The following is a 26,403-nucleotide window of genomic DNA, read 5'->3' on the forward strand; positions in this document are numbered from 1 at the left end:
CCAGAATAAGTTGGCAATGCCTGTGTATGGGATCCAAGGCCCCGCATCACCATGTCATGATGCATGTGCTGGCGCAGCGATGTGATCGCAGTATCCGTCTGAAAAATGGTCATGGAGAGTTCTTCCTGTAGTAAGGAACTGCATGCTCGGACGTCAGCCTCTACCTGCCCTGAGCTTCAGACGGTTCTACGGAACCTCACCACACACCCTCCCGCGCAGCGAGTACGTTTATGGAAGCGCAGTGCTGACGTTGACAACCTGGGACCACATGGCCCGCATTTGGATTCCTGGCGAGAGCCCGCGAAGGTCCGAAACGGTGACCTCCCTCAGAACCTGATATTGACCCTTACATTTGCTCCCTGGTCCCTTGCGTTTTCCCCGAAGGCTCCCTGGTAGGAAAGGCCGAGGGTGGCGCGCTCGGTGATGGTGAGGGCAAGTCCCGCCTCGACAAGGGCTGTGTCCCGGTCGAGGGGCACGCCCTGGACCGTGAAGGGATCAAGACCGGACAGCGCCATGCGCTGATCGGGCGTCAGATCGCCTATAGCGTGGCGCCAGCCGAGGGCGCCGGTGAGCGCCGCGTAGATACCGTCGGTGGTGGTGAGGGTTTTCGACATGCGAAGGCCGAGCGTGCTTGAGCCCAGAAGCTGGCTGGAGCCATCTCCGGTGAGTGCCAGGGCGGCAGAGCCCTGCTCCTGGAAGGCGTCGGTCTGCTGATGCAGGAGCGCCAGTCCGGCGAAGGGAGAGACCTGCAGCCAGTGTGTTTCCAGGGCATAGGAGGCTTCGCCGAAAACATGCGCGGTCCGGGACCAGTAGTCGGCGGTGAGCGTGTCCTTCAGACCGCCGGCGGCAACGGCGCGCTCACTTGTCACATCGTGCAGCTATAGGCGGCGCCGAAGGTGAGACCGAGGTCGGCAAGGCGCACCCCGCCATAGGCGCCAAGGGTGTAGCTGTTTGCATCCGCCGAGGACGCCCGCGCGGAAACGCTTGCCTGGCTCTGGCCGAGACCGGCCAGCAGCCCGAAGCGGGCCTGGGGCCAGGCGGTTGCCTCAAGACCGACGAGGGCGCCGCCGGTGCTGCGCGAGAGCGTGGCTGCATTGCCATCACCGTCGAGCTTGCCATAGGCCCCGTAGGCGCTGCCCCAGGTGCTGAGGTTGAAGCCTGAACCGGTGCCCAGGCCAGGCCCCCGCGGGCCGACCGGACCGTTGAAGGCGATCTCGGGCATCTGCGAAAAGCCGGCAAAGGCATCGTGAATGCGGCTGGTCACCGTGTCGCGCAGCCGGGCACTGTCGCTCAGGAACATGGCCGGCAGCGAGGCATGGATCTCGCCTGACAGGCTGTCATAGGCGCGCCGTGCCTGGGTTTCGTTCAGGCCCGCGACAGCCCGGTAGAGGTCGCTGGTGGAGGCAAGCCCACTGAGGGAGCCTGCCACCGCCCGCTGGTTGGCGGTGTGCGCCACATCGGCAAAGCTTGTGTCGTTGCGGATCAGATCCAGGGTCACCGAGGTGGCGCCATAGGACAGCTCGGCATCGAGGAAAGCAAAGTTCTCGCTGACCGTGCCAAACGTGCCGGTAACAGCCGTGCCTGCGGTTATGATTGTGTATGTGCTGGACGGAGCATAGCTGGAGCCATCGTCTGTACCGTTTTCCGCCAGAATTTTGACTGCGGCGCCACTGTCGATGGTCACGGTCCCGGTGGCGGCGATCTTGTCGGAGTTCCCGGCGCTATCGACTTCCACGTCATAGGTCGAGCCAGCGGCGAAGGAAACGTTGCCGGCGATATTGAGAGTGCCGATGGAATTGCCAGGCGCGATCGTGCTGCCGGAATTGGCGGTCACATTACCAAATGTGCCAGACCCGCCCACGGTGCCGCCGTTCAGGGTCGTCGCGCCGATGCGCCCGTTGACCACCAGCCTGCCACCGGAAACCGTGGTCCCCCCGGTGTGTGTGTTCACCCCGGTCAGGGTCAACGTACCCGCACCGGTTTTGCTCAGCGAACCGGTGCCGCTGATTGCCCCGCCATATGTAAGCGCGTCACTGCGGTTGAAGATGAGAGCCGCATTGTTGGTGACATTACCGGTCAGACTGCCGCTGGTGCCACCACTGCCGATTTGCAGCGTGCCGGCGGAAATCGTTTTGCCGCCGGTATGTGTGTTCGTCCCGGTCAGGGTCAACGTGCCCGCGCCGGTTTTGCTCAGCGAACCGGTGCCGCTGATCACACCGCCATATGTTGTGGTGCCCGACTGGTTCACCGTGAGCCCCGCACTGCCCAACGAAACGGTTCCACCGGTACCGGAAAGCGCCGACATCGTGAGATCGTACCCGTTGAGGTCGAGTGTGCCGCCATTGACCGTGTAGACCGTGTTTGCGGCCAATGCGCCAGCCGAGCCAGCCTGCAAGGTGCCGGCCTCGACCGTCGTGTTGACGGTATGGGTGCTCGTACCGGTCAGGGTCCACGTGGAGTTTCCTGTCTTCGACAGGACTTCGAAGCCGGTGTATTTGGTGCCGATTTCTCCGGCATCGAAACTTGCGGCCGGGCTGGTATCGCCTCCCAGAACAAGCGTGTCGCTGGTGCCGCCCGCGACGACATTGCCGGTGATCGTCGAACCCGCTCTCAGCTCCAGAATGTTGGTGCCTGAGGTGAATTCGATGGCATTGGCGCGGGTGCTGCCACTGTGGGAGAGCCCGCCGGAAATCGTGCCGCTGTTGACGTTGGTGAGGCCAGCGCCCCTGACGCCGGCACCGCCTGCTGCGTCCGCCTGGCCGGCGCCGCCGTTGCCGCCCGTGATTGTGGACGTTGTGGTGTTGATCACCGTCACGCCGGACACCGAGGTGGAGAGGCCGACCCCGCCGCCGCCGCCAAAGCCGATGGATCCTTGGCTGCCTCCGCCGGCTCCGGCTCCACCCTGCCCGCCCTGACCGCCCGTGCCACCCGTGATATCTGTGTTGTTGGTTATCGTCACGGCGGCGTCTACGACGACGCCATGGCCACCCTCGCCGCCGCCGCCACCGCCACCGCCACCGGAGGGGCTTGCAGTGCCCGCCTCGCCATCGGTTCCATCGCCGCCGTTATTGCCCGTGGTGGGGCTTGTAATCGTTGTCGAAGTGGAGACCGTCTGCCCGTGCGTGCCGCCCGCACCGCCATCGCCGCCAGCACCCCCGGGGGTGCTGCTGGCCCCGGTTCCGCCAGCAAAGCCGCCGGCACCGCCACCGCCGCCACCGCCGTTGCCCGGCTGCGATGACCCCATCTGGGTGGTTCCGTTGTTTCCGGCGCTCCCGGTTAAACCGCCCGCGCCGCCGAGCCCGGGCCTGTAAAAGATACCGCCGTTGCCGCCCTTGCCTCCCCTGGCCTGAGCGGTTCCGGAACTTGGCGGCTGCGGCAACCAGCGTCGTACCGAGCAGGAGAGCGGTCCTGAGAGCGTGTGACGCACCCGCTCGCTCCGGGTTTGTCGTATTGCGAGACCCGCAAGCCATTGTGTCGTTGGTGTCCATCGGTCCCCTTCCTCGCGGCGCCATGTGGCCAGGCGCCGGGATTTCGATACGGAAGCCGGGCGCGGCTCTCTCGCGGCGCAAGTTGTTTCAGCAGCCGCTTTTTGCCGCTGTCGGGGGTGAGGCGCTATCCCCTGTTTAGGGGTTATTGTTTGAAATCAATCCCTTGCCGAGCCAGAGCGCCATCAGCGCCGAACGGCTGGACACGCCGTATTTGCGGAAGATCCGCTTCACGTGGTCGTGGGTGGTATGAGGGCTCTGGTTGTTCTGCTCGGCGATCTGCTTTTCCGTCAGGCCAAGCAACAGGCCTTGCAATACCTGCTGCTCGGCCCGAGTCAGTGGAGCGCTTGCCACGCCAACACCTTCTCCCAGCATCTGATGCTTGAAGAACCAGCGAATACCTCGCAGCGCGTGGGAGACGATTTCCTGATCATCAGGAGTGAAAGGCTCACGGGCGAAGCTGCGATGAAAGCCGATCTGGATTTCTGCATCCTCATTGATCGGGATGCCGGCCCAAAGAGAATCCTGCCGGTCGAGCGCCTTGTAGTAATTTTTGTAGGAAGGCCCTTCGAACCACTCCGGGGTGGCCAGTTCCTTCAGGCTGAGGACCCGGAAAGTTCCGGCCAGTTCCACGTTGCGCGTGGTGGTGATGTCCGGTTCACCCTTGTCCATTTCCTCGAAAGCCGCATCAATTGCCACGCTGGTAAGGTCACAGGGGTTCAGGGTGAACAGCGTGCGCGGGCGCCAGCCTTTCATCGGATCGCGCGACTGGGGCGAGTTCAATCGTACACAGCCTATCCAATCCGAATTCTGCGCGTCAATGAGGCCGCAGATCGTCTCGAGTAGGAACCGGCGCGAGGCGTGGATATCCCCGACGTCGTAGTCGGCCAGTTTGTCCCAAAGCAAATAAATACGTTCGAGTGACGTCGGCGCAAACGGCATGAGGTTTCCAGGAGAGACAGAAAAGGTGAGTTGTATTGTGTCTGGATACGCCACATCACCGGCAATAAAAAGGGCGCATGGGTCCTTCCCAAGGTTTTCAAATGGAAAGCATCCTGTTGGAGTTAAACCAGTTGTTTCACCTAGTGAGGGCTATTTTCTGTGAGCACCCTTTCACAGCCCCAATTAACGCACGGATTTGGTCAGCTTAAAGTTGACTGGTTTTGTTGCAAAAATTTGTCTCTGGTAAAAAGCGGCAATTTCAATTCCCATATCAGACGGCGAGGTTCGCGAATTGGTGAAATGGACAGAGTTCACCCCTGAGGGCGTGTCGCAACTTTTGCCTTTGGGAGGTTTCTCCCGTTTGGGGAGCGCCTTTCAGGCTTCGTTAACTTTTCCAAGTCCGAAGCGCACCGCAAGCAGATCGTTCTGTTCGCGAACGCTCTACTGACCGGTAAAGTCGAAGTCCTTCTTCAGCCACAGCATGGCTTCAAAACCGGCGATGGATATTCTGGCTGAGTTGAACGAGCGGAACCTACCGACCTTCGGCATGTTCTTCTTCACCCTGAAATGATCGCTCTCGATACCCTGTTGCAAATGCTTGGTCACATAGTGCACCGGATCCGGAGCAAGCAGGCCGCCATCAACCGCATCCCCGATAGGCGGAGGAAAAGTAGTTCGGGCAATAGGTTTTTTATTATGTCGGTATCTAACTGCTTTCTCTCAGTCTAGGACGGCTACTCGCTTCTAAAGCACTCCAGCAAGGGCCTGTAGCTGCTATTAATGCTAAAGCGACGAGACTAGCCTGAATTTTAGAAAACGAGAGCTATATAGTTGATTGTCTATATAGCTGTCGTTGAGATGTCAAAATCAGGGAGTCGATATCAGGTGTGGGTACACGGTCAGCGAAGGTCAGATCAAGGGTCTGACCGGTTTCGGTGCGATTAAATGGACCTTTGATCCAGACGTCAAATCCCTCTGCCACGCCACCATCAAAATCGAACGCATCGAAAACTAGGGGCATCACGGCCCCTAGCGAAATTAGGCGTCTACCCAACAAGGTTGAAGGCGAGACATATATTGCAGCTCCTGATATTTGCCGCGTGTTCCTTTGCAACGGGGCTTCTGTCTCTCGCAAATCACCCTAAACACCTAATTTCGTAACTCTTTTCGGTTCTTCCTTTGTCTCAAACATACCCTCCAGTAAGTCCGGCTAGCCTGTTCAGCTATCGTCCGGATATCGACGGCCTGCGCGGTATCGCCGTTTCTGCTGTGATCCTGTTTCACGCCAACGTCCCTGGCTTTCGGGGTGGTTTCGTCGGTGTTGACATATTCTTTGTGATCAGCGGATTCCTGATAACCGCCAACAGCTTGCGCGAGTGGGAAACCGGTCGGTTTTCGGTCGTCAAATTCTTTGAAAGGCGCGCAAGGCGCATCCTGCCAGCACTGCTTCTGGTTATCCTTGCCTGCGTTCCGTTTGCGTTGACTATCCCGAACCCGCTTCAGTCCCGGCAGTTTTTCGAAAGTGTACTCTACGTGCTTTCGTTCTCATCCAATTTTCATTTTTGGGGTCAAGCCGGATACTTTGAGACATCGTCCGAGCTGAAGCCATTGCTGCACACGTGGAGCCTTGCGGTGGAGGAACAGTATTATGTCCTCTTTCCATTCATGTTCCTGGCGCTCGTGCGATCAAGAAAAGCCGCGGCACTGCTAATCCTGACAACCGGTTTTGTGGTCAGTCTCGCGCTCGCGCAAACGCTCATTCAATCGGGGCACAAACCGGCAGCGTTCTTTTTACTTCCCGCTCGCATCTGGGAACTCCTTGCCGGCGTCTTTTGTGCGCTCGCATATCGCGGTGGAGTGAACACTCGCGTCCCAGGCAAAGCGGCCGACTTCCTGGCCGGTGTTGGGCTGGTCCATGTTCTGGTGTCCTTTCCCGTGTTCAACGACAACACAGTGACTCCCGGAGCTCATGCGCTCATTCCTGTGACCGGCGCTGCCCTGATCTTCTTGTTTTCTCGCAGTGGCAAGGTCGTCTATCGACTTCTTTCCAACAAACCGCTGGTCTTCCTGGGTTTGGTCAGCTTCAGCGCGTATTTATGGCATCAGCCAATCTTCGCTTTCGCACGGCTTTATGCCAATGGCCCACTCTCTGCCTGGGTGATGGCAGCGCTTTGCCTACTGATATTGCCGCAGGCTTACTTGTCGTGGCGCTTTGTAGAAGTGCCGTTCAGAAATCGGGCGCAGGTCTCGTTAGCGCTATCCTTCAGAACCGCGATTGCTGTGATGACAGTACTCGTTCTTGTCTCAACAACCGGTACCCGGTCATACGGCTTTATACACTACCGGTTCCCAGAAGACATTGCTTCGACCTACGAAACCGTTCTTCGCTCGATCAGCTATGACTTTGAAGACGCGATGTATGACAACGGCGATTGTGTTTTTTCGAGCATGGACATCAACGTCGAAACCGAAAGCCGGTTTGCGCGCTGCGTAGATCGTTACGGACCCGCCACAGTTGTGATCGGCGACAGTCACGGCATGAACATCTACAACGTTCTGGCAAAAACAGAAGCGTTTGATTTTCTCCTGGGTCTTGCTATCCATAGCCATCAGGCCCACAAATCGTATGCAAAGAACTGGTATCGAAATCAGGTTACTCCTTTCGTGGAGCGGAACGAAGAGCATATCCAAAAGGTCATTTATCATCAGACAGCGTCAACATTCTGGAGCCCGCGGAATGACCTATCTGTCGGGACTGAACCGAGTACTTTAAATCGCTCGGATGTAGAGAAGGTTGCTAGACTGATGACGGATCTTTCAGCCTATACGAAGACTGTTTGGCTTGGGCCGTTCCCAGACTACGGTCATAACCCAGTTGAAGCCGTTTTCGACTTGTCGAGCCGCAAAATGGCGAAATCAGCACAAGAGAATCTTGCCCTGCTGGACAAGGCAGTATTGGAAAGTTCGCAAAGACGCAGCTTTCGTTATGTCAAATTCGCTGACCTCTACCCGATGCCTGAAAGCCCGTTTTTCGACCGGTGCGTAATGTTCCGCGATTCCGATCATCTCACCTCCTGTGGTGAGAAGATGGTTGCGGAATGGATCGCGGCACACGAAACGCTCAACGCATTGAGCGTGAAGAATGCCGAAGCCACGAAGGGCCTTGAAGCAGGGTCATAAATGGGGTTTGTCGCAATACTTTCCGGCAACAAGTAGGGGTCTGGCATTGCCAAGTTGTTTGGGATTTCTGAACCGTCTATTCGAGCTGGATGAAGACACCATCTATTCTGCCGCGCCTGCAGGGCTATCGTTTCCCGCGCGAGATCATCGCGTATGCCGTCTGGGCCTACCATCGCTTTGCGCTCAGTACGGCCGATGTCGAAGATCTTCTGGCCGAACGAGGCATCACGGTCAGCCGGGAAGCGGTCCGAAACTGGATGAACCGGTTTGGTTGCCATTTCGCGGATTGTATCAAGCGCGACAGGCCCGGTGCGGCCGATAAATGGCACTTGGACGAAGTGGTTATTCCGATCAACGGTCGGAGACACTGGCTCTGGCGGGCAGTTGACGCGAACGGGGATGTTCTGAAGGATATCGAACAGGAGTTCGCCAAAGCCCTCGGGCTGGAAGATCATCAGCGCGTGGTCGGGACCCACATCAACACCGAAAACTTCCACATGCATATCCAGTTCAACCTCGTGCACCCGGAAACTTTCCGGATGCATACCCCATTCCGCGATTTCCAAGTCCTGCAGTTGACCGCGGCCGAGCTGGAAAAGGAACACGGCTTAGAGGTGGTCCAGGGCCGTGGCCCGGATAAAGACCGTATGCACAATGATCAGGAAAACCAGAAAGCCCGGGACAAGGAAGCCAACTCCTGGGAGTAGTCTTTCTCCGGATACCTGAAGGAACACAAGACCGACTTGCTTGCGTTCCCTCGTGTCGCAGAAACCTGGGAGGAATTGCACGAAGGCTTTGCGCTCTACGGCGTTGAGCTTCGCCGACGTGGGGCCGGGGTCGTGTTCCGCGATATCGACACCGGCACCATGGAAAAAGCCAGCGCCGTTGATCGGCTGTTTTCGAAAAAGAACCTTGAAGACAAATACGGCCCTTATCGCAAACAAGACCGGTTTTTTTAACCGGACAAAGCCCAAATCCAAATATCGACGCCGTCCGATCGATCCGCGTCTTGAACGACATCCCGCCTGGAAACGCATGACCGGAGGCAACACCGGCAAGCGGGTATCTTGGCGCCGGTTTTTGGAGCAACAGGCAGGTGTTGATGCCGAAGCCCGCGAAGCGCTCGAGCTACAGAAATCATACTTTCAGATCATTGCCGGCCAAGAACCGAAAAAAATCCGCACACGTCAGATTAGGCCCCGAAAATCGAAAGGGATGTCCCGATAAACTTATGGCGCTTCAATTTGAGCTGAACATCCGATTGATCGAAGATAGTTTTCCTAGCCAGTTGCAGTCACATAGAAATTTTGTCACCGGAGCTGCAGCAGTTACGCGCCTTGATTTCGCTGTTCAAAGTCTGAAACAAAAATAGCGGTTCACTCCACGTTGTATGTGGTTCTCAACCAATCCGCCGGTTAAGCTTGCCTGCATCCGCGCAGATCTGCGGATACTCATTTGGCGCAACGGGAGCCTGGTGACTATGAAGTGTCTTCTCGCGGTTCTGACAAGTCTTCTTCTGTCCTTCATGGCGTTACCGTCTGCCGTGGCTGCACAGAAGGTGGCACTGATCATTGGCAACTCGCACTACTTAAATGTTAGTCCTCTCGACAATCCGGTCCGCGATGCTGATTTGGCGGGCCACGGGGTACAGGCGGGCAACGTAAACTACCTGCTGGCAACAGACACGGGTGCCGAAAACAAGGCAACTTTCGAGAACACTGCCGTACGAATGGAAGAATTTCTGGCCGCTTACGCGCAGGGCGCGAAGGTTAAGCTGCTCATCGTCGATGCTTGTCGCGACAACCCGTTTGCTTCCACTCGTTCGCTCGAAAAGATCTTTGATCCCAGCGCGAAGGGGTTGTCTCGGGTCAACCATCAGCTTCAGGATCTGATGGTGATCTACTCCGCTCAGCCGAACCACCGGGCATATGACGGCGAGGGCAATAACAGCCCGTTTATGGAGGCTTTCTCTTCTGTATTGACAGCCAAAGAAAACGTGCAGTTGAGCGATGCACTGATCGACATTACCAATTTTGTGCGCACCAAAACGGCGAACAAGCAGCTGCCCTATACCGAAGGCACGCTGTCCGTTCACGTGCAACTTACCCTGGAGCAACCTCTGGAAAAGGCCTCGGAAGAGGATGTGTGCCTGGCAACAGGAAAGGTGATCGCTCTTGAACGTGTCGATGACTATCTGGAATTCGACACTGGACCAGAAAGCCTGATCATCAACGATGCGGGTAAGCCGGTATTGGAAGTCTGCCTTCGCGAAGGGGCAATCCTGGTTCACGGAAGTTACGACGAGATCTTCTCTGCCGCGGACCTCCGCAACTCGGAAAACGAGGGCTCCGGCTATTATTTCAAGACACAGGAAGGCGAAGACGCCCACCTGTGGTTTTACGCCGATCCGGACGACCCAAATGCCGCGGCTCAGGTCGGGGTGTATGTAGGTGACCAGGAGGTCACCTGGATCACTACCGGCTGGGTGTTCTGATCAGTTACTCGCAATAGATGGCGACGCGGGGACGTACGCCCTAGCTCATATCGACCTGGTCGGATATCGAAAGACACCCGGCCAGGCCATTTTGTTGCAATGAATGCACGGAACCATCGACCGCTAATAATGCCTTAACAATATGTAAATACTAACAACTAACCCTACGGAAATAAACTGACTGACAGTTGAGATATCCAAGTGCTCGCGCGCTCCTTGAATTATCAATAAGCCATTATTATAAATAACAAATCTGACATTTCTATCATTTTGAGATTTTTAATCCTGGAATTGCAACGCGTTTAATATTCAAAAATGATTTAGATAAAATGTTTTATATATTACGTTAGTAATAAATAGAAGTAGCATTACACCGAACATAAATCGCATTTATGAACAAAAATTCGTAATTTTGACAAATTTATACTTTCACAAAGTTACGGTAATATTCTTGAGCACCTTTGATCATGTGCACTAGAACTGCAGCGTGCTCTTAAGACATTCGCCTGACAATCGAGCACGCTGCTTTTTCATTCTGAAACAGCTTCTGAACAATACCCCACAAAAAATAGTTTGCGGGGTATGAAAGATGATACACTTACCCCACAGAGAAAATTATGTGGGGTAAATATGTCCGTGAGCTATCATAGCGCAATCGGTATTGCAGCTTGGACTGACCTGCGACGATCTTTGGTTGACCGTGCTGTTTCGGACCTCCGAGGAGTGCCTCGATCCAAAACAGTCGGCGCAAAAACCTATTGGTATGATCACTACCGACTTGGTAACAAGACGGTCGATCGTTACATCGGAGAAGACACCCCCGAGCTGCGCAACCGATTGAATCGGCAAACTGAAATCGCAGATGCCGCCAAGCAGGCAGATCTCGAGCGAGCCAGGTTGATGCGTGTGTTGCGAGCCGAAGGGTATCTGTTCGCGGATGTAGGCTCCGGTCAGGTTGTCTCGGCAATGGCGAAAGCCGGTGTCTTTCTGCTGGGAGGTACGATCGTCGGCACGCATGCCTTTCGCTGTTATGAAGGAGAGCTTGGCGTCCGGATTGGTTTCGATCAATCGGCTACAACAGACGATATCGACATCGCGAGTTTTGAGCGCTTGTCCCTGGCTCTCGCCGATACAGTCGAACCGCCGTTGCAAGAGGTCTTTTCCGAGCTTCACTTCGATCCGCTGCCAACGCTTGAGAGCGGCAAAACCTGGCGTTGGCGGCAGTCAAATCGCCAGACGTTGGTGGAATTCCTGACGCCTTCATTTGAAGAAGACGAAGGCATCCGCGATCTTCCCGCCCTTGGGGTGAACGCTCAAAGTCTGCATTTTCTCAATTACCTGATTGCCGATCCAATTCGAGTACCCTTTCTGTATAGATCCGGAGTGTTGGTGCAAATCCCGAAGCCAGAACGCTTTGCAGTTCACAAGCTGATTGTCGCTGACCGAAGACAAGGCGGACCGGACGCACTCAAAGCACACAAGGACCGCGCGCAGGCGGCATTCCTGATTGAAGCCTTGAGCGAAACCAGACCCGACGATCTGGTAGAAGCGTACCAGCTGGCGATTGAGTCCGGTTCAGCGTGGCGAACGAGGATCTTAGCGAGTCTGCAGCAAATGCCAACCACAGCCAAATTGCTTCAGTCAATACTATGAGTCCGTACAATCGCAGGTTCAATCCCGGGTCTCCGGCAATCACGTGGCCGAACGCAGGTGTACCAACGAACGTTTTGCGGACGTTTGCCGACGTTTCTTTGACAGACTCGTCTCGGCACCTCCTCGTTGCGCAGGTATTAGACCGCTCTCGATCGGTTAACGAGCCAAGCGCTAATGCTAAGTGCGACAACGCAAACCGCGGCCAAACTGGACAAGAAACCCAGGCCAAGCGAAATAATTTCGGTCTGCCAATCCAGCCCAGACTTTGTGAACTCAACGAGTGCGAGTGCGGAGAAGGTCGTCCAAATCAATGCTACTGAGGTGCTCAGCGCGTTACCAAACCTTCGTTCGCTGATGCGGATTTTACGAAATACAAGAAACGCACCTGCAAAGTAGAGAGAACTCAAGCAAAGGAACACGGTACCAAGGATTGCGTGCATTGCTACACCTGTCAGTGATAAATCTTATCATCGAGTGGTTTCGACAGACTAGAAAGATCAGAGATTGAGGTCTCTGAGCTGACCGACTACGACCAGTAGACCCGGGCATCAGATCGATGGTGTTTGGAAGAGGCTCAGTTGTTTGCCGGATCCGTTTCGGCCTCGAACGCCAGTATACCAACCCGTGCACAAGCCCAGGCTGTCGGCAACAAGATCACCGCATTTAGAATGGCAAATGGGACCAACGAAAGCCTGAAATACCCAGCCAACGCCCATAGAATTAGGAACGCAAAGGTGAGTAGTAGTGTGTCTACGAGAACGACTGCAGACACAAACCCAAACATAGTGCCAAAGGTGATCAACCGTTTCGGTTGATCACCTTCATTGTCTTCAATTTGAGAGGACATGATTACCATCCAGAGGATATCAGAAATCTAGCGAGAGGCGTTGATTATTTCGCTAAAAGTCAGCATTCGTGCGGTCACTAACCGTCTAAGCATTCAGATAATTCGCTCCCGACCAAGCTTCTATTAGACTAAAAAAATAAATTCGACGTCATCTTCGGTCAAACATTTGACTTTATTTGAGAGAGCAAGTCCTTTCCTCTAGCTTGTTTTTCTGACGGAAGTGGGTGAGAGAAGTAGTGCAGAACTTTTCTTAATCAGCCACTTGTAAAGCCGCATTTTGCGTCCCACGTCCTTCCAGCGCGATTTGAGCGCGCCCTGCACGATTATCCAGCCCTTTTTCGTGCTCGGTGTCAGTTATTGGCGCTGGTGGAACTAGAATCATGAACCTGTTGCTGACGGAAGTGATGGGTGAACCGATATGGATGTGGGGAACGTTCCTTGCACTCGTGCTAGGGCTGCTCGTTTTCGACTTGGGCGTTCTACACCGCCGTCCACATGAGATTGGTCTTAGAGAAAGCCTGCTTCTTTCCGCGTTGTACATCAGCTTGGGGTTGCTGTTCAGCCTTTGGATCTGCCAGATACTCGGCGCTCACGCCGCGATGCTCTACCTGACAGGCTATGTCGTCGAAAAGAGCCTGTCATTGGACAATGTGTTCGTCATTGCCCTTATCTTCAGCTACTTCGCGATACCAAGAGCTTATCAGCACAAGGTCCTGATCTGGGGGATTGTGGGGTTAATTGTCTTGCGCGGTTTGATGATTGGCGCAGGTACGGTAATCGTCTCCCACTTCGAGTGGGTTTTGTACGTCTTCGCAGTGTTTCTCATATTTACTGGCGTCAAGATGCTCTTGAACGGTGATCATCAATTTGAAGTCACCGACAACCCAGTTCTGCGGTTGTTACGTAGATGTTTGCCACTTTCGTCCGGTCTCCACGGACACCGGTTTTTCATCCGCTCCGGATCGAGACTTCTTGCAACACCATTGCTGTTGACGCTCTTCATGGTCGAAACCGCCGACCTCATTTTCGCAATTGACTCTATTCCAGCGATTTTCTCGATTACGACTGATCCTTACATTGTCTACACGTCCAACATTTTCGCAGTCCTTGGGCTTCGAGCGCTGTATTTCGTCCTTGTGGTTCTCATCGCTCGGTTCACCTATCTAAAATATGCGCTATCGCTTGTTCTGGTGTTCATCGGCAGCAAGATTTTCCTCGCTGAATTATTCCCTCTGGAGAAATTTCCACCAGCTTTGTCGCTGGTGATCACGGTGCTGCTAATCACCGGTGGGATTTTTCTCTCGTTGTTTTCACAGCGACCACCGGAATGTTCTCCAATGAGCGCTACAAATCCGCGACCCACGAGACCGAGTAAGTAAGCCCCTAAGGTAAAAAAGCTTCAGGATGTCCCGGCTGGACACTTTGCAACCATCCCATCAGAGTTCAACGAAATGTCTGACTTTATTCTGTTTGTTGCAGTGGGTTTTGCATCCCAGCTTATCGATGGTGCCATTGGAATGGCCTATGGATTAGCCAGCACCTCAGTATTGCTAGGGTTGGGATTTCCGCCGGTAACTGCAAGCGCATGTGTTCACGCTGCCGAAGTGTTTACAACTGGTGCTTCGGCCTTATCCCATTGGCGGTTCGGGAATGTTCGTTGGGGTATGGTTTTTCGATTGGCTGTGCCCGGTGCGATCGGAGGGATTTGTGGTGCGTTACTTCTGTCCACCATCGCGGGAGAAACACTTCGACCCTTCGTCGCCATTTACCTTGGTACCATGGGGCTTTGGATTGTTGGTAAGGCAGTATTTGAAAGGAAGTCTGATCCAGCAGAAGCTCGCATGCTGCCTGCTCTCGGGTTCATTGGGGGCATCCTGGACTCGATAGGCGGTGGTGGTTGGGGACCTATCGTCACTTCAAGTATCATCGGTCAAGGAGGGGTCGCCCGAACAGCAATTGGTTCTGCCAATGCAAGCGAATTTCTCGTCACGGTGGCAATTTCAGGCACTTTTATTCTAACCGTTGGGCTTGAGTTATGGCCCATCATATTGGGTTTAATCATCGGCGGTGTACTGGCAGCGCCTGTGGCCGCTCTTGTCGTGAAGCGAATGCCAGACCGACCAATGATGTTGATGGTTGGCATGCTGATCATTCTGCTTTCTGTTCGGGAACTCGCCCGACTGTTCAGGTTCTAGATTTAGTTCTGTTGGTGCTATTGAGCACTCGGTGACTAATTCCGGATGGGGAGAACTGCACACGAGACGGATCAAACCGAACAATAGCCTCCAAAAGACCGAGCAGAACCGTGTCCGCTTGCCGCTTCGTCTGCCGCTCACACCGCATTGATCCCGCCTCGAGTCCAATCTCCAAACAATATGACAACGCCCTTCGCGGTTGTGCGAACTTGCTATTTGGCTACGATACGCGTCATTCTCAGGCCCACAACAACCTCAACCTGTCGCAGAAAATCGAAATTCGCCCAACGAATTAAACCTGACATTATCGCTCGGGTTCATCGCCGCTTGATAGTCTTTGGATCTTTCACCAGCGGTTAACCTGACGCAAACGATGCCTGTACCGGCGAGACCGGATCGCAAAATGCGTCTGTTTCGCGCTTGGGTTCCCTAGTCATGCTGTTCGTTTGTTTTATGCTTGGGCTGTCGTACTTGCGCTTCGGGCCACCGTGTTGAATGAGATCGTCCACTTGGGAGGGGCGGCCCAAGAAGAAGCCTTGTCCTTCATCACAGCCCTCTTGCTGCAAGAGAGCCATTTGCTCAGGTGTCTCAATACCTTCCGCAAGAACCGGAATATCCAGACTTCGTCCCAACGCCAGAACAGCGCGAACGATTGCTTTTGATTGGCGGTCCTGTTCCATGCCACCAACAAATGCCCGATCAAGCTTAATTTTGTCGAATGGGAAAGTGCGCAGCGTTTCGAGGGAAGAATAGCCGGTTCCGAAGTCATCGAGAGCTAAACCAACGCCTAGGTCCTTAATCCGTTTCATGATGTGTAAAGAACGCACTTTGTCCTTCACGAGAGCGGTTTCGGTCAACTCGAGTTCCAAGCGATGCGGCGGTAATCCAGTCTTCGCCAATGCCTCTTGCACGAAACTGGGGAAGTTGGAATCTATGAACTGAACTGCAGATACGTTCACTGCAACTCTGTAAGTAGGCTCCCATTCAGCTGCATCCTGACAAGCTTGGTGGAGCACCCAAGCTCCCAGTGAAGATATCAACCCGTTTTCTTCAGCGACTGGAATAAACTCGGCCGGTGAAATCGACCCAAGTACCGGGTGTGTCCAGCGCAGTAATGCTTCGTACCCCTTTATACCATGGGTCTGGTCCAGCGACATTTGAACCTGGTAGTGGACCTGAAGTTCGCCCCGATCTAGAGCTCGTCGCAAGTCTTCAGCGAGTTGACGTCGATTGCGCACTGTTGAACCAATTTCGGCGTCATAAAAACAAATCGTCTCTAGAAACGCATGTTTGGCATGATACATGGCGAGGTCGGCGTTGTTCACCAGATCGTCTAGAGTCCGGGCATCATCTGGCCAGACCGCCGCACCGAGGCTTGCTCCGATAACATTTTCCATTGACCCAACTTTTAATCGGCGATTGAAGACACCCCGGATTCGTTCAGCGAAAGCAATGACTTCATCGCGGTTGTCAAAGGGCTTGATCGCTGCGAATTCATCGCCGCCAAGACGGGCAATAAATTCGTCCGGCTTCAGTATCTGCTCCATCCGGCGTGCGAGGATACGTAACACCTCGTCGCCTGCGGCATGTCCGAATGTATCATTGATCTGCTTAAAGCGATTGAGATCTATACCAATCACGGCGAACTGTTTGGCGGATGTAAGGTCGGCGTTGACGGCATCAGTAAGTACTTCCCGAAAACTCGCACGATTAGGCAGACCTGTAAGTGAGTCATGTGTCGCAACGTGATGAAGCTGCCTTTTGGACGTGGATCGCACATTGGTATCAATTAGAAAACTTGTTAGTCCCGTGCCTACAACGATCAAGGCAACAACGGTGATGGCCAATGCCAGTGCAACTACTGCCCGAGTGTCAACCTCCTGGAAATTTTGAGACATCGGTGTAACATGAAACGCAGTCATACCGGTAAAATGTAGGCCAACTATGCCGAAGACCATCAACGACACGGAAACCCAATATCGCTTCGTTCCGAGATAACGCCGCCAGATGAGCATTATCGCAGCGGCCGAGCAAACAGCTGAAAACAGGATCGATGCGACGATGTAGCCGAATTGCCATTCAACCAAGCCAACAGTGCGATAGGCGAACATTCCAACGTAGTGCATAGCCCCAAAAGATATACCCGCAAAAGCTCCCCCTAGTCCTGGGAGAATTTTACCGTTTTGCAAACCGCTGAGAAGGAAACTGGTAAAAAGACCGACTATCGCTATGACAAGAGAGAGCAAAGTCAGAGCGGGATCAAATGACACGGGAGCATTTGGTTCAAATGCCAGCATCGCAACGAAATGGGTTGTCCAGACACTCCCACCACCAGCGACAGCTGCCAAGAATTGCCAGCCCACTCGTTGGGCCCTGTCAGCGCGAACACCTCGCCTTAGAAGCCGCAGTGTAACGGCTGAGCCAAACAGGCAGACCACAGCGGCCAAGGCCACAAGAGCAATATTGTGCTGATAGAATACGCAATCTAAGACGTTAAACATGTGTGAATTGATCCGTATAAATACCTACGCATGCCTTAACATCTAAATGTTACGGTTAAATTGACGGTCCTCGTGCGAATTTAGTTGTTGCATCAACTACACCAGCGGTCAGGAGCCTGGAGTGTTGATATCCCTCAGGGACTGTCGCGAATTGTATATGAGCCGACGTGGAGCTATGGACGCGGAATTGATTTCTGGGATTCCACTAGCCCAGGCAGCCGGGACCCTCGATCTGGAAACCAAGGGCACACGCCGCACGGTTACCGCCTTCCTGAAGGAAGTAGGCACCTGACAGCGTAGCTACAAATGAATGTGACCTTATGAAACCGGCGGTCAGTCCGCCGGTTTTTTTGTTTTTGTCGCGCTCTCCTGGCTGTCTGTTTGACTTGATGTCGTTTATTCTCAGCGAGGCGCAGAAGGCGACTTGGCACCGTAAATCTTGAACGGGGCCGGGTCAGAATTGTATCGACAGCCGGGCATTCAAGCCATGGTTCTGAGTTTTGCTTGCAATCTGTCCAGAGTAGGAAACCGCAAGGTTCGTATTTGCCCCTAGGTCGACACCCAGCCCTGCATCAACAAGTGCCATGTCTTGAGCGAAGGGCGCTCCGTTGACCGTGAAACGGTCCCCTCCGGAAGAGAACGCCTGCTCGTAAGAGACATTTTCCAAGCTGGCATGTTGCCAGGCGAGGCCTGCTTTCGCGGTTACATCTGCCCCGAACAGGTTGAATGCGGACTCTGCCCTTACACCCGCCCAGAAAAAGGCCGTGTCATCACCCTGTCCATCTGCTGAGAGAGCGGCGGTGCCGCCGTTTTCGGTAAACTCGCTGCTTCCCAGATGTACCAGGGCAAGGCCAGCGAACGGCTCGATGACGATCCCGCCTGTGTGAAACTCATAACCTGTTTCGGCGAAGACCTGAGAGGAATAGATCGTCTGGTCGGAGCTCAGAGACTGTGACAGCGTGCTTGTCGCTCTCACGTCCCTGTCGACCCCTGTCTTGTTGTAGGCAGTCGCGATACCACCCTTGTAGGTCAGTCCGTTCCAGGCGCCACCGGCATAGAGGCCAAGGTGATAGCTGTCGGTGACTGCCTTTGAATTCAGCTGGTTCACTGAGACGTTGGTGCGGGTGTAACCTCCCAGGACACCGAGCGTGAGGGGCTCGGAGATAGCGTGGTCGTAGCCCACGAGGAAACCGCCTGTCGTGCTCTCGGCTCGGTAAGTTTCCTCGCTGGAACCGTAGCGACCCCAGGTGCCGATCGCGAAGCCCCAAAGATTCTGACCCGAGGTGTCGCGGCCCTGGAGACGCGATAAGGCGGCATCTCTGGTCTGGTGGCTGTCGCTCACCAGTACGGAGCGCAATGTCGCGTTGATCTCTCCAGAGAGACTGTCGAATGCAACCTGGGCCGCAGCTTCATCGGAAACGGTCGTCACCACTGCCAGATAAACCGGATTTGTGTTTCCCAGGCTTTCAATCGCTGCCGCGACCTGGGTCTGGTTGAATGTTTGAGCGGTGGATACCATGTCGATGTCGTTGCGCAAAAGGGTCAAGGCAACGTCATTGCCGGTCCCGGCTTTGTAGTTCAGGGAGGCGTCCAGAAAAGTCAGATTGTCTGTCACCGTGGCGAATGGCGCCATGACCGCGTCGCTGCCGTCGTTTTCGATGATGGTAAAGGGGCCCGTCGGGCCGTAGGACCAGTTCGCAACACTTGTCGGCGAGAGGACAAGGTCCAGGGTCATGGCACTTACGTCGACCGTACCATTGACAATCAGCTTGTCAGCGCTCGGCGTGCTGGACGTGTCGCCGTCCACTTCAATTTCGAGCGTTCCCGAACCGGACAGATTGCCGTTGATCGTTGTCGTGCCGATGGAATTGCCAGGCGCCAGCCGGCCGTTGTGGATGACGTTGCCTGTGATAGAGCCATGCCCCCCAAGGGTAGCGCCGCTGGCGACGGAAATGTTCGCCTCAAGACTGGCAGCGCTCCTGGAAGAATCCGTGCCGACGATTAGCGTGCCATTCGACAGTGTCACTCCACCTCCGAAGATGTTGCCGGTCTGATCCAGGTTCAGCGTTCCACCACCCGTTAGCGTGACGCCCTGAGTTGAGCTGACAGCATTGGTCACGTTCAGTTTCACCCCGTCCAGTTTAAGCGCGCTCGTGCTGCTAACCTTCAGTTCCCTGATGGTTGCGGTCCCGCTGCCGGACACCGTTAGGTCGCCGCCGGCCAGATTGAATTTCGTCGAGGACACGAGATCGGAGGCATTGAAAAAAAGTTCGCCATCATTCAACAGGGTTTCACCGGTGAGCGAATAGGTTCCTGTCATGGTCAAGGTGCCGGCGCCACTTTTTTCAAAGTTCCCATCCCCGGAGATTGCCCCGGAATAGCTGCCATTTGACGTCTGATTGAACCGCATCATCGCGCCCGACGCGACGTTGATATTGCCGGAAACGGCTGTTGAGTTGGCTTCCAGCGTTCCGGCGGACACAGCCGTTCCGCCGGAATAGGTGTTGGTACCAGTCAGACTGAGCGTGCTGGCGCCACTTTTTTCAAAGTTCCCATCCCCGGAGATTGCTCCGGAATAGCTGCCATTTGACGTCTGATTGAACCGCATTGTCGCGCCCGATGAGACGTTGATATTGCCGGAGATTGCCGTTGAGTTGGCTTCCAGTGTTCCGGCGGACACAGCCGTTCCGCCGGAATAGGTGTTGGTACCAGTCAGGCTCAGCGTGCCGGCGCCACTTTTTTCAAAGCGCCCGGCCCCGGAGATTGCCCCGGAATAGCTGCCAATTGACGTCTGATTGAACCGCATTGTCGCGCCTGACGAGACGTTGATATTGCCGGAGATTGCCGTTGAGTTGGCTTCCAGCGTTCCAGCGGACACAGCCGTTCCGCCGGAATAGGTGTTGGTGCCAGTCAGGCTCAGCGTGCCGGCGCCACTTTTTTCAAAGCGCCCGGCCCCGGAGATTGCCCCGGAATAGCTGCCAATTGACATCTGATTGAACCGCATTGTCGCGCCTGACGAGACGTTGATATTGCCGGAGATTGCCGTTGAGTTGGCTTCCAGCGTTCCAGCGGACACAGCCGTTCCGCCGGAATAGGTGTTGGTGCCAGTCAGGCTCAGCGTGCCGGCGCCACTTTTTTCAAAGCGCCCGGCCCCGGAGATTGCCCCGGAATAGCTGCCAATTGACATCTGATTGAACCGCATTGTCGCGCCTGACAAGACGTTGATATTGCCGGAGATTGCCGTTGAGTTGGCTTCCAGCGTTCCGGCGAACACAGCCGTTCCGCCCAAATAGGTGTTGGTGCCCGTCAAGCTCAGCGTGCCGCTGCCGGTCTTTCTCAGGCCACCAGCCCCACTGATGGAGGCGGAATGGTTGGCATCTATGGTTTGGTCGAATTGAAGGGTCGCTCCACTCTCGATACTGGCCGCTCCGGCGATGCTGCCGCCAGAGAGTTTCAGCACTCCGGTGGAAACCGTCCAGTCTTTTGTTGAGGACGTTGTGCCGGTTAGCGTCCAGGTCGCAGTCCCGGTTTTCTGAAAAGAACCGAAGCCGCTAAACGTTCCGGACAAACCCGAGAGAGCGAAGTTGGCGTTGTTGTTGCCACCGAGTTTTAGGATATCGTTTGACCCTGCATGGGAGATGCCGCCATTGAGCGTGGCGGTCGATCCATCCGAGGTGGCCTGGAGCTCAAGCGAACTCCTGCCCCCTGTAAAGGCGATGGCATGACCATCCGAGCCAGCCGTGCCGGTGTCAGACGGATTGCTCGGACTGGCGAAGGGCATTCCGCCGGCCCCCCCCGAGACTAGAGCCTTTCCGGAAAGAACGACATTGACATCGCTTCCCTTCACACCGTTGCCGCCATCTCCGCCGTCAGAGCTGTAGGTATCTGTGGCGGAGCCGCCATTGCCGCCGTCGCCGCCCGTGACTGTCCCCTCAATTATAACTGTAACCGGAGCTGAATGGCCGGTCAGGAAAATCGCATCCCCTGCATTGCCTCCGTTGTTGGAACTACCGTATTCGCCGTCTCCACCATTGCCTCCGTTGCCCCCCGAAACAGTTGCGTCGATGGTGTGGGTTCCGGACGTGTTGTTCAGGACGAGCCCGTAGCCCCCGCTTCCGCCCGCTCCCGCGTACCGACCTGAGGATGCTCCGCCTGTTCCGCCCGAACCGCCGGCAATGCTGCCGCTAGTAACGTTAAGGGAAGAAGAGTTGGTTGCGACTACTCCAAATCCACCGCCACCGCCGCCGCCGCCGCCGGAATATACGTTTGATGCGTCGCCTCCATTGCCGCCATTGCTCGCCTGGATGGAAAGTGGACCACTGCTCAGGTTGGAACCGTCGCCGATGAACCCGTGAGAGCCACCGTTACCGCCGTTGCCTGCGCCACCTGGAGAAACACCCCCGGCGCCGCCTGTGACGCCGGCTCCGCCGCCACCACCGCCGCCACTGCTATCAAATGGTGTATCTGCGTCGCCACCCACACCTGTTAGCGATGAAGTTCCAGGCTTCTCACCGGATGTAAAGCCACCCCCGCCACCATCACCGGGATCGGCCAGCGCAGAAGAAACAAGGGCGGATGAAAGCAGCAGAAACATGCGGAGTCGTGAAGGGCGTGGTCCAATGTTCATTGGTTTTTTGTCTCGAAGTGCAAAGCGCAGGAAATGGCCCTTGAACGCAAGGTGCCCTGGTTCCATCGCTTCAGGTGGTCAGGATTAGCAGGAACTTGTCGATCGAATGCTTGGCAGGCGGCAACGGGAGATCTGCCATGCAATGAAACTGTCCAAAAACACCTTCTTGCCTGAGTTCGACTCGTTGCCGCAGTTTTCGATGCTGGTCTGCGATGGATTGTTTCGTCTGCCGGAGGACTCGTTTCGTTAGGAGGGAACTTTTGCTATTCTTCAAAATTATCAGTGACTTGTATCTAACAGGACGTGCAAATTTTCTCGCAAAAGACGACAAAGCGTGATTTAATATTATCGATTCGTATCGATGCTTAGTCGCAAACCTGTAGTGGGAACCTGGACAACAGGCACAGAATCAATTTTTTAAAGTTCACTTCAACTTCAGCAATTTTCACTCATGCCGCAAACCTTGAAATCCATCATTCGAGTCCTTGATCTCGACGAGCAGATAGTTCTGAGGAACGCTGGATTGCCGGCCAACTATCTGTCCGACGAGACCCGGCAGGTGAACGCCATAGAACTCTGCGCATTGGATCGAGCAATCGAACAAGTGAGCGGTCGGAACGATATTTCACATACGCTAGCCATGTTCCGGGCGCGTACGCCCCGGCCATCCAGCACCATGGCGTTCGCCGGATGTGACACGCTACTCAGCGGGTATGAACGGCTTGCCGAGTTGAAGGGCCCTTACGATGGTACAGTTCTTTCCGTTTGCATTATCGATGATCGATTCCGCGTCGAGATAAGACCGCTTTCGCCAGAGTTTGTCCTTCTGCACTGGGTGCTTCTTTGTGAAATACTGTATTTTGTAGAGCTTGGGAGGACGTATACTGGCCGTCAAATCCAACCCTTGGAGGTAGGAATAATTGCCGCCGATAAAGTTCGGACCGACGACGTCGCCTACCTTGGCGTTACACCGGTCGAGTCCAAACGCGCTTTTGTTGAATTCACACTTACCGACGGAAATCGCCCGTTACTGACCACCCGGAAACAGAATTCATCGGACCACACTAGCCAGCGCGAAGGAAGGACTCATCCCAGGCATCGGATGCTTATGAGCGAACGGGTTGAGAGCGTGATGCTGGAAAGTATGCTGACCGGAAATTGCAACATCGCAACTGTCAGCGAACATCTCAATCTGAGTGCTCGCAAGCTTCAGAGGCTTTTGAAAGCCGAAGGGACCAGTTTCCGGGCCATCTTGGACGAGCAGAGACGATTACTGGCGACCCGATACCTTGAGATTGAACAGCGACCGGTCGCTGAAGTCGCAGAGTTGCTCGGATACCAGAATCAAAACTCGTTTTATCGAGCGTTCAAGAGCTGGACCGGCACGACAACGAAAACTTTACGACAGGTTACGGAACCTTCATCAAAATATACTCAGGCGAGGTCAATGAGGTAAATATCAAACACGGTAGCGTTAGGATAGTTCAACTGCGGGCGGCAGAAAAGTCGTTTACCTACCCCATGGTGTTAGTTCCTGACAAGTCTCTCTCATCCGCTGTTGCAAAGCGAACTGACTCGGTCGACGGGATCTATATCGATAGGTTGCCGGATCAAACCTGATCTCCGCGTAGGCACGGCGTATGAACACCGCCCAGTCCGCGTGCATCTCGTCGACCAGTTTACTTCTGAGGGCAGGCCTCAGGGCTTATGGCATGTTTCTCCCTGCCGTCCCGGGCGACAATCGTCTCCCTCCCCCGGTTTCCAAACTTCGGTCTCAGTGCATGGTTGCGGAAAACTTCAATACAAATGGTCTGCTTTCGGCGATCGGAGCAATTTCTGCAAATGACAAGGCTTGCGCAATTGAATAGGATAATTTCCCAGACACTGAGGATTTTACAATGTCTTTATCACCAGAAGTTGAGGCAATGGTCAAAGAACTCAGCAAACAACTCGCTAAGCAAAAAATTGAAGCATTAAGCGGAGCTTGTTGCGTCATGTTCTCTGCTATATTCAAAGTTCTATTGCGCTCTGGAAATTTGACAGCTGAGGAACTGGGACAAACACTCAACCAGATCGAAACTGGCGCAGCAAATGTCAAAGAAAATGCCCCTGAGCTCTCTGCCGCTCTTACACTAATGACACTGAATCTTCGTACCTCACTGCTACCGGAAGGCGGGTCATCAAATTAATACGGAACTGTGTTTCAAGAGGCATCCGAGTAATTCAGTTGCACATAGTCGATCATGTAATTCCTCAATAATTATCTATTCAGGTAACCACGCCCGCTTCTTTTGGCTCCTCGCCGGTGTCTGTATTCTCATCGGGTTGTAAAAAGATTATCGGAGCGAGCTCTAAAGTCATCAATATGCAGTCCCTGGGGACTTGCTCTGGGCAATACTCAATTGTTGGGGGGAAGGGACGCTTGGGAAGCACTCCGAGATCAATTCGACGCCATTTCACGACACCGGTTGACGACCTCCTTCTTCATCGATACATGCTTCTGCCATGGAAAACACAAATGTGATCGCAAATCTTTGGTGGCTGGTCTCCTAACAAGGCGGCCGGACTTTTCCATTCATCTTAGGGCCGCCGCATGGGCGGCCTTTTCGTTTTCCACGCTCGTTCATGCGGCAACTCTCTTTCCACGAGGAAAACGCACATGAACAAACCCGTGATTTTGACTGGTGACCGTACAACCGGACCACTGCATATCGGCCACTATGCGGGCTCACTTTCTAACCGCCTGCGATATCAAGATAGTCACGAGCAATTCCTACTCCTTGCCGACTCCCAGGCGCTGACGGACAACGCGCATGATCCAGGCAAGGTGCATCGCAACGTGATCGAGGTTGCGCTGGACTATCTGGCCGTGGGCATCGACCCCGATCGCACGACAATCTGTCTGCAATCGCACCTTCCAGCCCTGGCGGAGCTGTCGATGCTCTACCTTAATTTTGTTACCGTCTCGCGTCTGGAAAGAAACCCAACCATTAAGGACGAGATCCGGTCACGCGGTTTCGGTCGGGACATTCCCGCCGGCTTCCTCTGCTATCCTGCAGCTCAAGCGGCCGATATCACTGCCTTCCGCGCAACCGTTGTGCCTGTGGGAGAGGACCAGGCGCCGCTCATTGAGCAAACTAACGAGATCGTACGCCGAATAAATGCTACCGCCGGCGTCGACGTTCTCCCCGAGGCGCAGGCTGTCATACCCAGAAGCGGGCGACTGCCGGGTATTGACGGAACAAGCAAAATGTCAAAATCCGGGGGCAATGCCATTCCGCTTTCCGCCTCACCTGATGCAATCCGTGCGGCTGTGCGGGCTATGTTCACTGACCCGAACCACTTGCGCGTCGAGGACCCTGGGAAAGTCGAGGGTAATGTCGTCTTCGCTTATCTTGACGCTTTTGATGACGACGAACAGGGACTGGATGAGATCAAAGCCCATTACCAACGCGGTGGGCTCGGTGATGGGAACATCAAGAAGCGGCTGGAAGAGAAATTGCAGGCGCTTCTTGCCCCGATCCGTGAACGCCGCGAACAACTAGCCAAAGATCGAAGTCACGTCGTGGAGATCATTCGACGGGGGACAAGACGTGCACGTGATCGCACAGAAACCACAAAGCACGAAGTAATCAATGCTCTTGGTTTAATTCAGCTGTAGGGAAACTACGATGGACAGACCGGAGCAAGTCCGGTTTGTTCACAGTCCGGCCGTTTGAAAGAAATTTGAGCCGCGGATCAGCCCGAGTCGCCACAAACATCAATCGCAATATCCTAGGTCCTAGCGGCCTTTTTCACAGTATAGGCGGGATCAGTTCTGCGTAGAAATCAACGGACCTTTCGAAACTTTCGCTCTAACTTTTGCATTCCCCGAGGGCATCGCCAGCAGATCGTTTTGTTGGCGGACACACCCCTGACCAGAAAAGCCGAAACTCTTCTTGAGCCGAAGCATGGCTTCAAAACCAGCGACGCATTTTCTGACTGAGTTGAACGAGCGGAAACCGCCGACGTTCAGCATGTTCTTTTTCGCCCTGAAATGATCGCGCTCAATGCCCTGATGCAAATGATAGGTCACACTCATTGTCGGCTTCCACAATAATTCCAAGCGGACCAAACACTTCTTCTTGCAAAGCGATATCTGCGAGCCAGTCTTTGGCTGAAATGTGGAAAAGAAAAGGGTTAGCTTCTCTCTTTGAATTTTGGTCTCCTAAGAGATTTTTGTGCCATTGGCATCAGATATTCGGGCTACACCTTCGGCATAAGCCTTGGCGATGCCATCCGTAAGCATAGTCTGGCTTTCAACTTTACTCAGAGCTGCTTCGGTAGCTGCTATGAACTCTTTCGCTCCCGGTAGCACAACTGCAGTACCGGGATTGGTGCAGAATTGACCGGCCCCCATTGTCAGAGATCCCGCCCAGCCTTTGCCGATTTCGGTTCCGCGTGCAGCGGTAGCTTTGGGTGTAAGCGCGAATTTCTCGG

The 26,403-nt window shown here is 54.6% G+C and carries 16 protein-coding genes and 5 pseudogenes; 11 read left to right on the plus strand and 10 right to left on the minus strand.

Going from position 1 to position 26,403, the window contains the following annotated elements:
- Nucleotides 1–326: 326 nt before the first annotated feature.
- The 4 genes and pseudogenes from Q666_RS66565 to Q666_RS53990 all read right to left on the minus strand — a co-directional run.
- Nucleotides 327–869, minus strand: a complete 543-nt coding sequence (locus tag Q666_RS66565) for an autotransporter domain-containing protein (RefSeq protein WP_023000256.1) — start codon at nucleotides 867–869, stop codon at nucleotides 327–329.
- On the minus strand, nucleotides 866–3,427 hold the full coding sequence (locus Q666_RS65065; protein WP_286133770.1) for an autotransporter-associated beta strand repeat-containing protein: 2,562 nt from the start codon (nucleotides 3,425–3,427) through the stop codon (nucleotides 866–868). The genes Q666_RS66565 and Q666_RS65065 overlap by 4 nt, the downstream gene beginning before the upstream one ends.
- Before the next feature lie 196 nt (nucleotides 3,428–3,623).
- Nucleotides 3,624–4,427 (minus strand): helix-turn-helix transcriptional regulator, encoded by an 804-nt coding sequence (locus Q666_RS53985; protein WP_023000254.1) that lies wholly within the window; start codon nucleotides 4,425–4,427, stop codon nucleotides 3,624–3,626.
- 375 nt (nucleotides 4,428–4,802) lie between these two features.
- Nucleotides 4,803–5,075: pseudogene (locus tag Q666_RS53990) on the minus strand (DDE-type integrase/transposase/recombinase); the annotation flags it as partial.
- A 531-nt stretch (nucleotides 5,076–5,606) separates the two neighbouring features.
- On the opposite strand from Q666_RS53990, the gene Q666_RS65070 reads away from it, so the two are divergent.
- The 6 genes and pseudogenes from Q666_RS65070 (at nucleotide 5,607) to Q666_RS54010 (ending at nucleotide 11,754) form a co-directional block, all read left to right on the plus strand.
- Nucleotides 5,607–7,607, plus strand: coding sequence for an acyltransferase family protein (locus tag Q666_RS65070; RefSeq protein ID WP_023000251.1), 2,001 nt, complete (start codon nucleotides 5,607–5,609; stop codon nucleotides 7,605–7,607).
- A gap of 89 nt (nucleotides 7,608–7,696) precedes the next feature.
- Nucleotides 7,697–8,005 (plus strand): annotated as a pseudogene (locus tag Q666_RS66805) (DDE-type integrase/transposase/recombinase); the annotation flags it as partial.
- Nucleotides 8,006–8,023: 18 nt separating this feature from the next.
- Nucleotides 8,024–8,314, plus strand: a pseudogene (locus tag Q666_RS66810) (relaxase/mobilization nuclease domain-containing protein); the annotation flags it as partial.
- Between the two features lie 36 nt (nucleotides 8,315–8,350).
- Complete coding sequence (locus Q666_RS54000) at nucleotides 8,351–8,566, plus strand: hypothetical protein (protein ID WP_023000249.1); 216 nt, start codon at nucleotides 8,351–8,353, stop codon at nucleotides 8,564–8,566.
- Nucleotides 8,567–9,087: 521 nt separating this feature from the next.
- A complete protein-coding gene (locus tag Q666_RS54005) occupies nucleotides 9,088–10,101 on the plus strand; it encodes a caspase family protein (RefSeq protein ID WP_161633236.1) in 1,014 nt (337 codons plus the stop codon).
- A 630-nt stretch (nucleotides 10,102–10,731) separates the two neighbouring features.
- On the plus strand, nucleotides 10,732–11,754 hold the full coding sequence (locus Q666_RS54010) for a GSU2403 family nucleotidyltransferase fold protein (RefSeq protein WP_031269035.1): 1,023 nt from the start codon (nucleotides 10,732–10,734) through the stop codon (nucleotides 11,752–11,754).
- Nucleotides 11,755–12,328: 574 nt separating this feature from the next.
- Here the strand turns inward: Q666_RS54010 and Q666_RS54020 are convergent.
- Complete coding sequence (locus tag Q666_RS54020; RefSeq protein ID WP_152533401.1) at nucleotides 12,329–12,601, minus strand: hypothetical protein; 273 nt, start codon at nucleotides 12,599–12,601, stop codon at nucleotides 12,329–12,331.
- Nucleotides 12,602–12,981: 380 nt separating this feature from the next.
- Here Q666_RS54020 and Q666_RS54025 point away from each other — a divergent pair, with 380 nt between their 5' ends.
- Both Q666_RS54025 and Q666_RS0133675 read left to right on the plus strand, forming a co-directional pair.
- On the plus strand, nucleotides 12,982–13,980 hold the full coding sequence (locus tag Q666_RS54025; protein WP_023000243.1) for a TerC family protein: 999 nt from the start codon (nucleotides 12,982–12,984) through the stop codon (nucleotides 13,978–13,980).
- Between the two features lie 72 nt (nucleotides 13,981–14,052).
- Nucleotides 14,053–14,796, plus strand: coding sequence for a sulfite exporter TauE/SafE family protein (locus Q666_RS0133675; protein WP_023000242.1), 744 nt, complete (start codon nucleotides 14,053–14,055; stop codon nucleotides 14,794–14,796).
- A gap of 356 nt (nucleotides 14,797–15,152) precedes the next feature.
- Here the strand turns inward: Q666_RS0133675 and Q666_RS54030 are convergent, their stop codons facing one another.
- Nucleotides 15,153–17,297, minus strand: coding sequence for an EAL domain-containing protein (locus Q666_RS54030; RefSeq protein ID WP_023000241.1), 2,145 nt, complete (start codon nucleotides 17,295–17,297; stop codon nucleotides 15,153–15,155).
- A gap of 454 nt (nucleotides 17,298–17,751) precedes the next feature.
- A complete protein-coding gene (locus Q666_RS65075; RefSeq protein ID WP_023014576.1) occupies nucleotides 17,752–21,891 on the minus strand; it encodes an autotransporter-associated beta strand repeat-containing protein in 4,140 nt (1,379 codons plus the stop codon).
- A gap of 484 nt (nucleotides 21,892–22,375) precedes the next feature.
- On the opposite strand from Q666_RS65075, the gene Q666_RS54040 reads away from it, so the two are divergent.
- Nucleotides 22,376–23,380, plus strand: coding sequence for a helix-turn-helix transcriptional regulator (locus Q666_RS54040; RefSeq protein ID WP_023002277.1), 1,005 nt, complete (start codon nucleotides 22,376–22,378; stop codon nucleotides 23,378–23,380).
- Between the two features lie 78 nt (nucleotides 23,381–23,458).
- On the opposite strand, the pseudogene Q666_RS66815 reads toward Q666_RS54040, so the two are convergent.
- Nucleotides 23,459–23,629: pseudogene (locus Q666_RS66815) on the minus strand (IS3 family transposase); the annotation flags it as partial.
- A 193-nt stretch (nucleotides 23,630–23,822) separates the two neighbouring features.
- Here Q666_RS66815 and Q666_RS66000 point away from each other — a divergent pair.
- Together Q666_RS66000 and trpS are read left to right on the plus strand one after the other, a co-directional pair.
- Entirely contained in the window at nucleotides 23,823–24,113 is a 291-nt protein-coding gene (locus Q666_RS66000) for a hypothetical protein (protein ID WP_152533402.1), read from the plus strand.
- 470 nt (nucleotides 24,114–24,583) lie between these two features.
- Nucleotides 24,584–25,585 (plus strand): tryptophan--tRNA ligase, encoded by a 1,002-nt coding sequence (trpS, locus tag Q666_RS54045; protein ID WP_023014577.1) that lies wholly within the window; start codon nucleotides 24,584–24,586, stop codon nucleotides 25,583–25,585.
- Between the two features lie 150 nt (nucleotides 25,586–25,735).
- On the opposite strand, the gene Q666_RS66820 is transcribed toward trpS, so the two are convergent.
- Nucleotides 25,736–26,038 carry a DDE-type integrase/transposase/recombinase gene (locus Q666_RS66820; protein ID WP_286158862.1) on the minus strand — a complete coding sequence of 101 codons (303 nt, stop codon included), beginning with the start codon at nucleotides 26,036–26,038 and terminating at the stop codon, nucleotides 25,736–25,738.
- Nucleotides 26,039–26,131: 93 nt separating this feature from the next.
- Nucleotides 26,132–26,403: pseudogene (locus tag Q666_RS66570) on the minus strand (aldehyde dehydrogenase (NADP(+))); the annotation flags it as partial.

Source organism: Labrenzia sp. C1B70 (genome assembly GCF_000475395.1).
GTDB lineage: Bacteria > Pseudomonadota > Alphaproteobacteria > Rhizobiales > Stappiaceae > Roseibium > Roseibium algicola.

Coding starts and splice junctions, on each gene's coding strand:
- Q666_RS53985 (WP_023000254.1), bottom strand. CDS start 4,427: ATGCCGTTTGCGCCGACGTCACTCGAACGTATTTATTTGCTTTGGGAC.
- Q666_RS54005 (WP_161633236.1), top strand. CDS start 9,088: ATGAAGTGTCTTCTCGCGGTTCTGACAAGTCTTCTTCTGTCCTTCATG.
- Q666_RS54010 (WP_031269035.1), top strand. CDS start 10,732: ATGTCCGTGAGCTATCATAGCGCAATCGGTATTGCAGCTTGGACTGAC.
- Q666_RS54020 (WP_152533401.1), bottom strand. CDS start 12,601: ATGTCCTCTCAAATTGAAGACAATGAAGGTGATCAACCGAAACGGTTG.
- Q666_RS54025 (WP_023000243.1), top strand. CDS start 12,982: ATGAACCTGTTGCTGACGGAAGTGATGGGTGAACCGATATGGATGTGG.
- Q666_RS0133675 (WP_023000242.1), top strand. CDS start 14,053: ATGTCTGACTTTATTCTGTTTGTTGCAGTGGGTTTTGCATCCCAGCTT.
- Q666_RS54030 (WP_023000241.1), bottom strand. CDS start 17,297: ATGTTTAACGTCTTAGATTGCGTATTCTATCAGCACAATATTGCTCTT.
- Q666_RS65075 (WP_023014576.1), bottom strand. CDS start 21,891: ATGTTTCTGCTGCTTTCATCCGCCCTTGTTTCTTCTGCGCTGGCCGAT.
- Q666_RS54040 (WP_023002277.1), top strand. CDS start 22,376: ATGCCGCAAACCTTGAAATCCATCATTCGAGTCCTTGATCTCGACGAG.
- Q666_RS66000 (WP_152533402.1), top strand. CDS start 23,823: ATGTCTTTATCACCAGAAGTTGAGGCAATGGTCAAAGAACTCAGCAAA.
- trpS (WP_023014577.1), top strand. CDS start 24,584: ATGAACAAACCCGTGATTTTGACTGGTGACCGTACAACCGGACCACTG.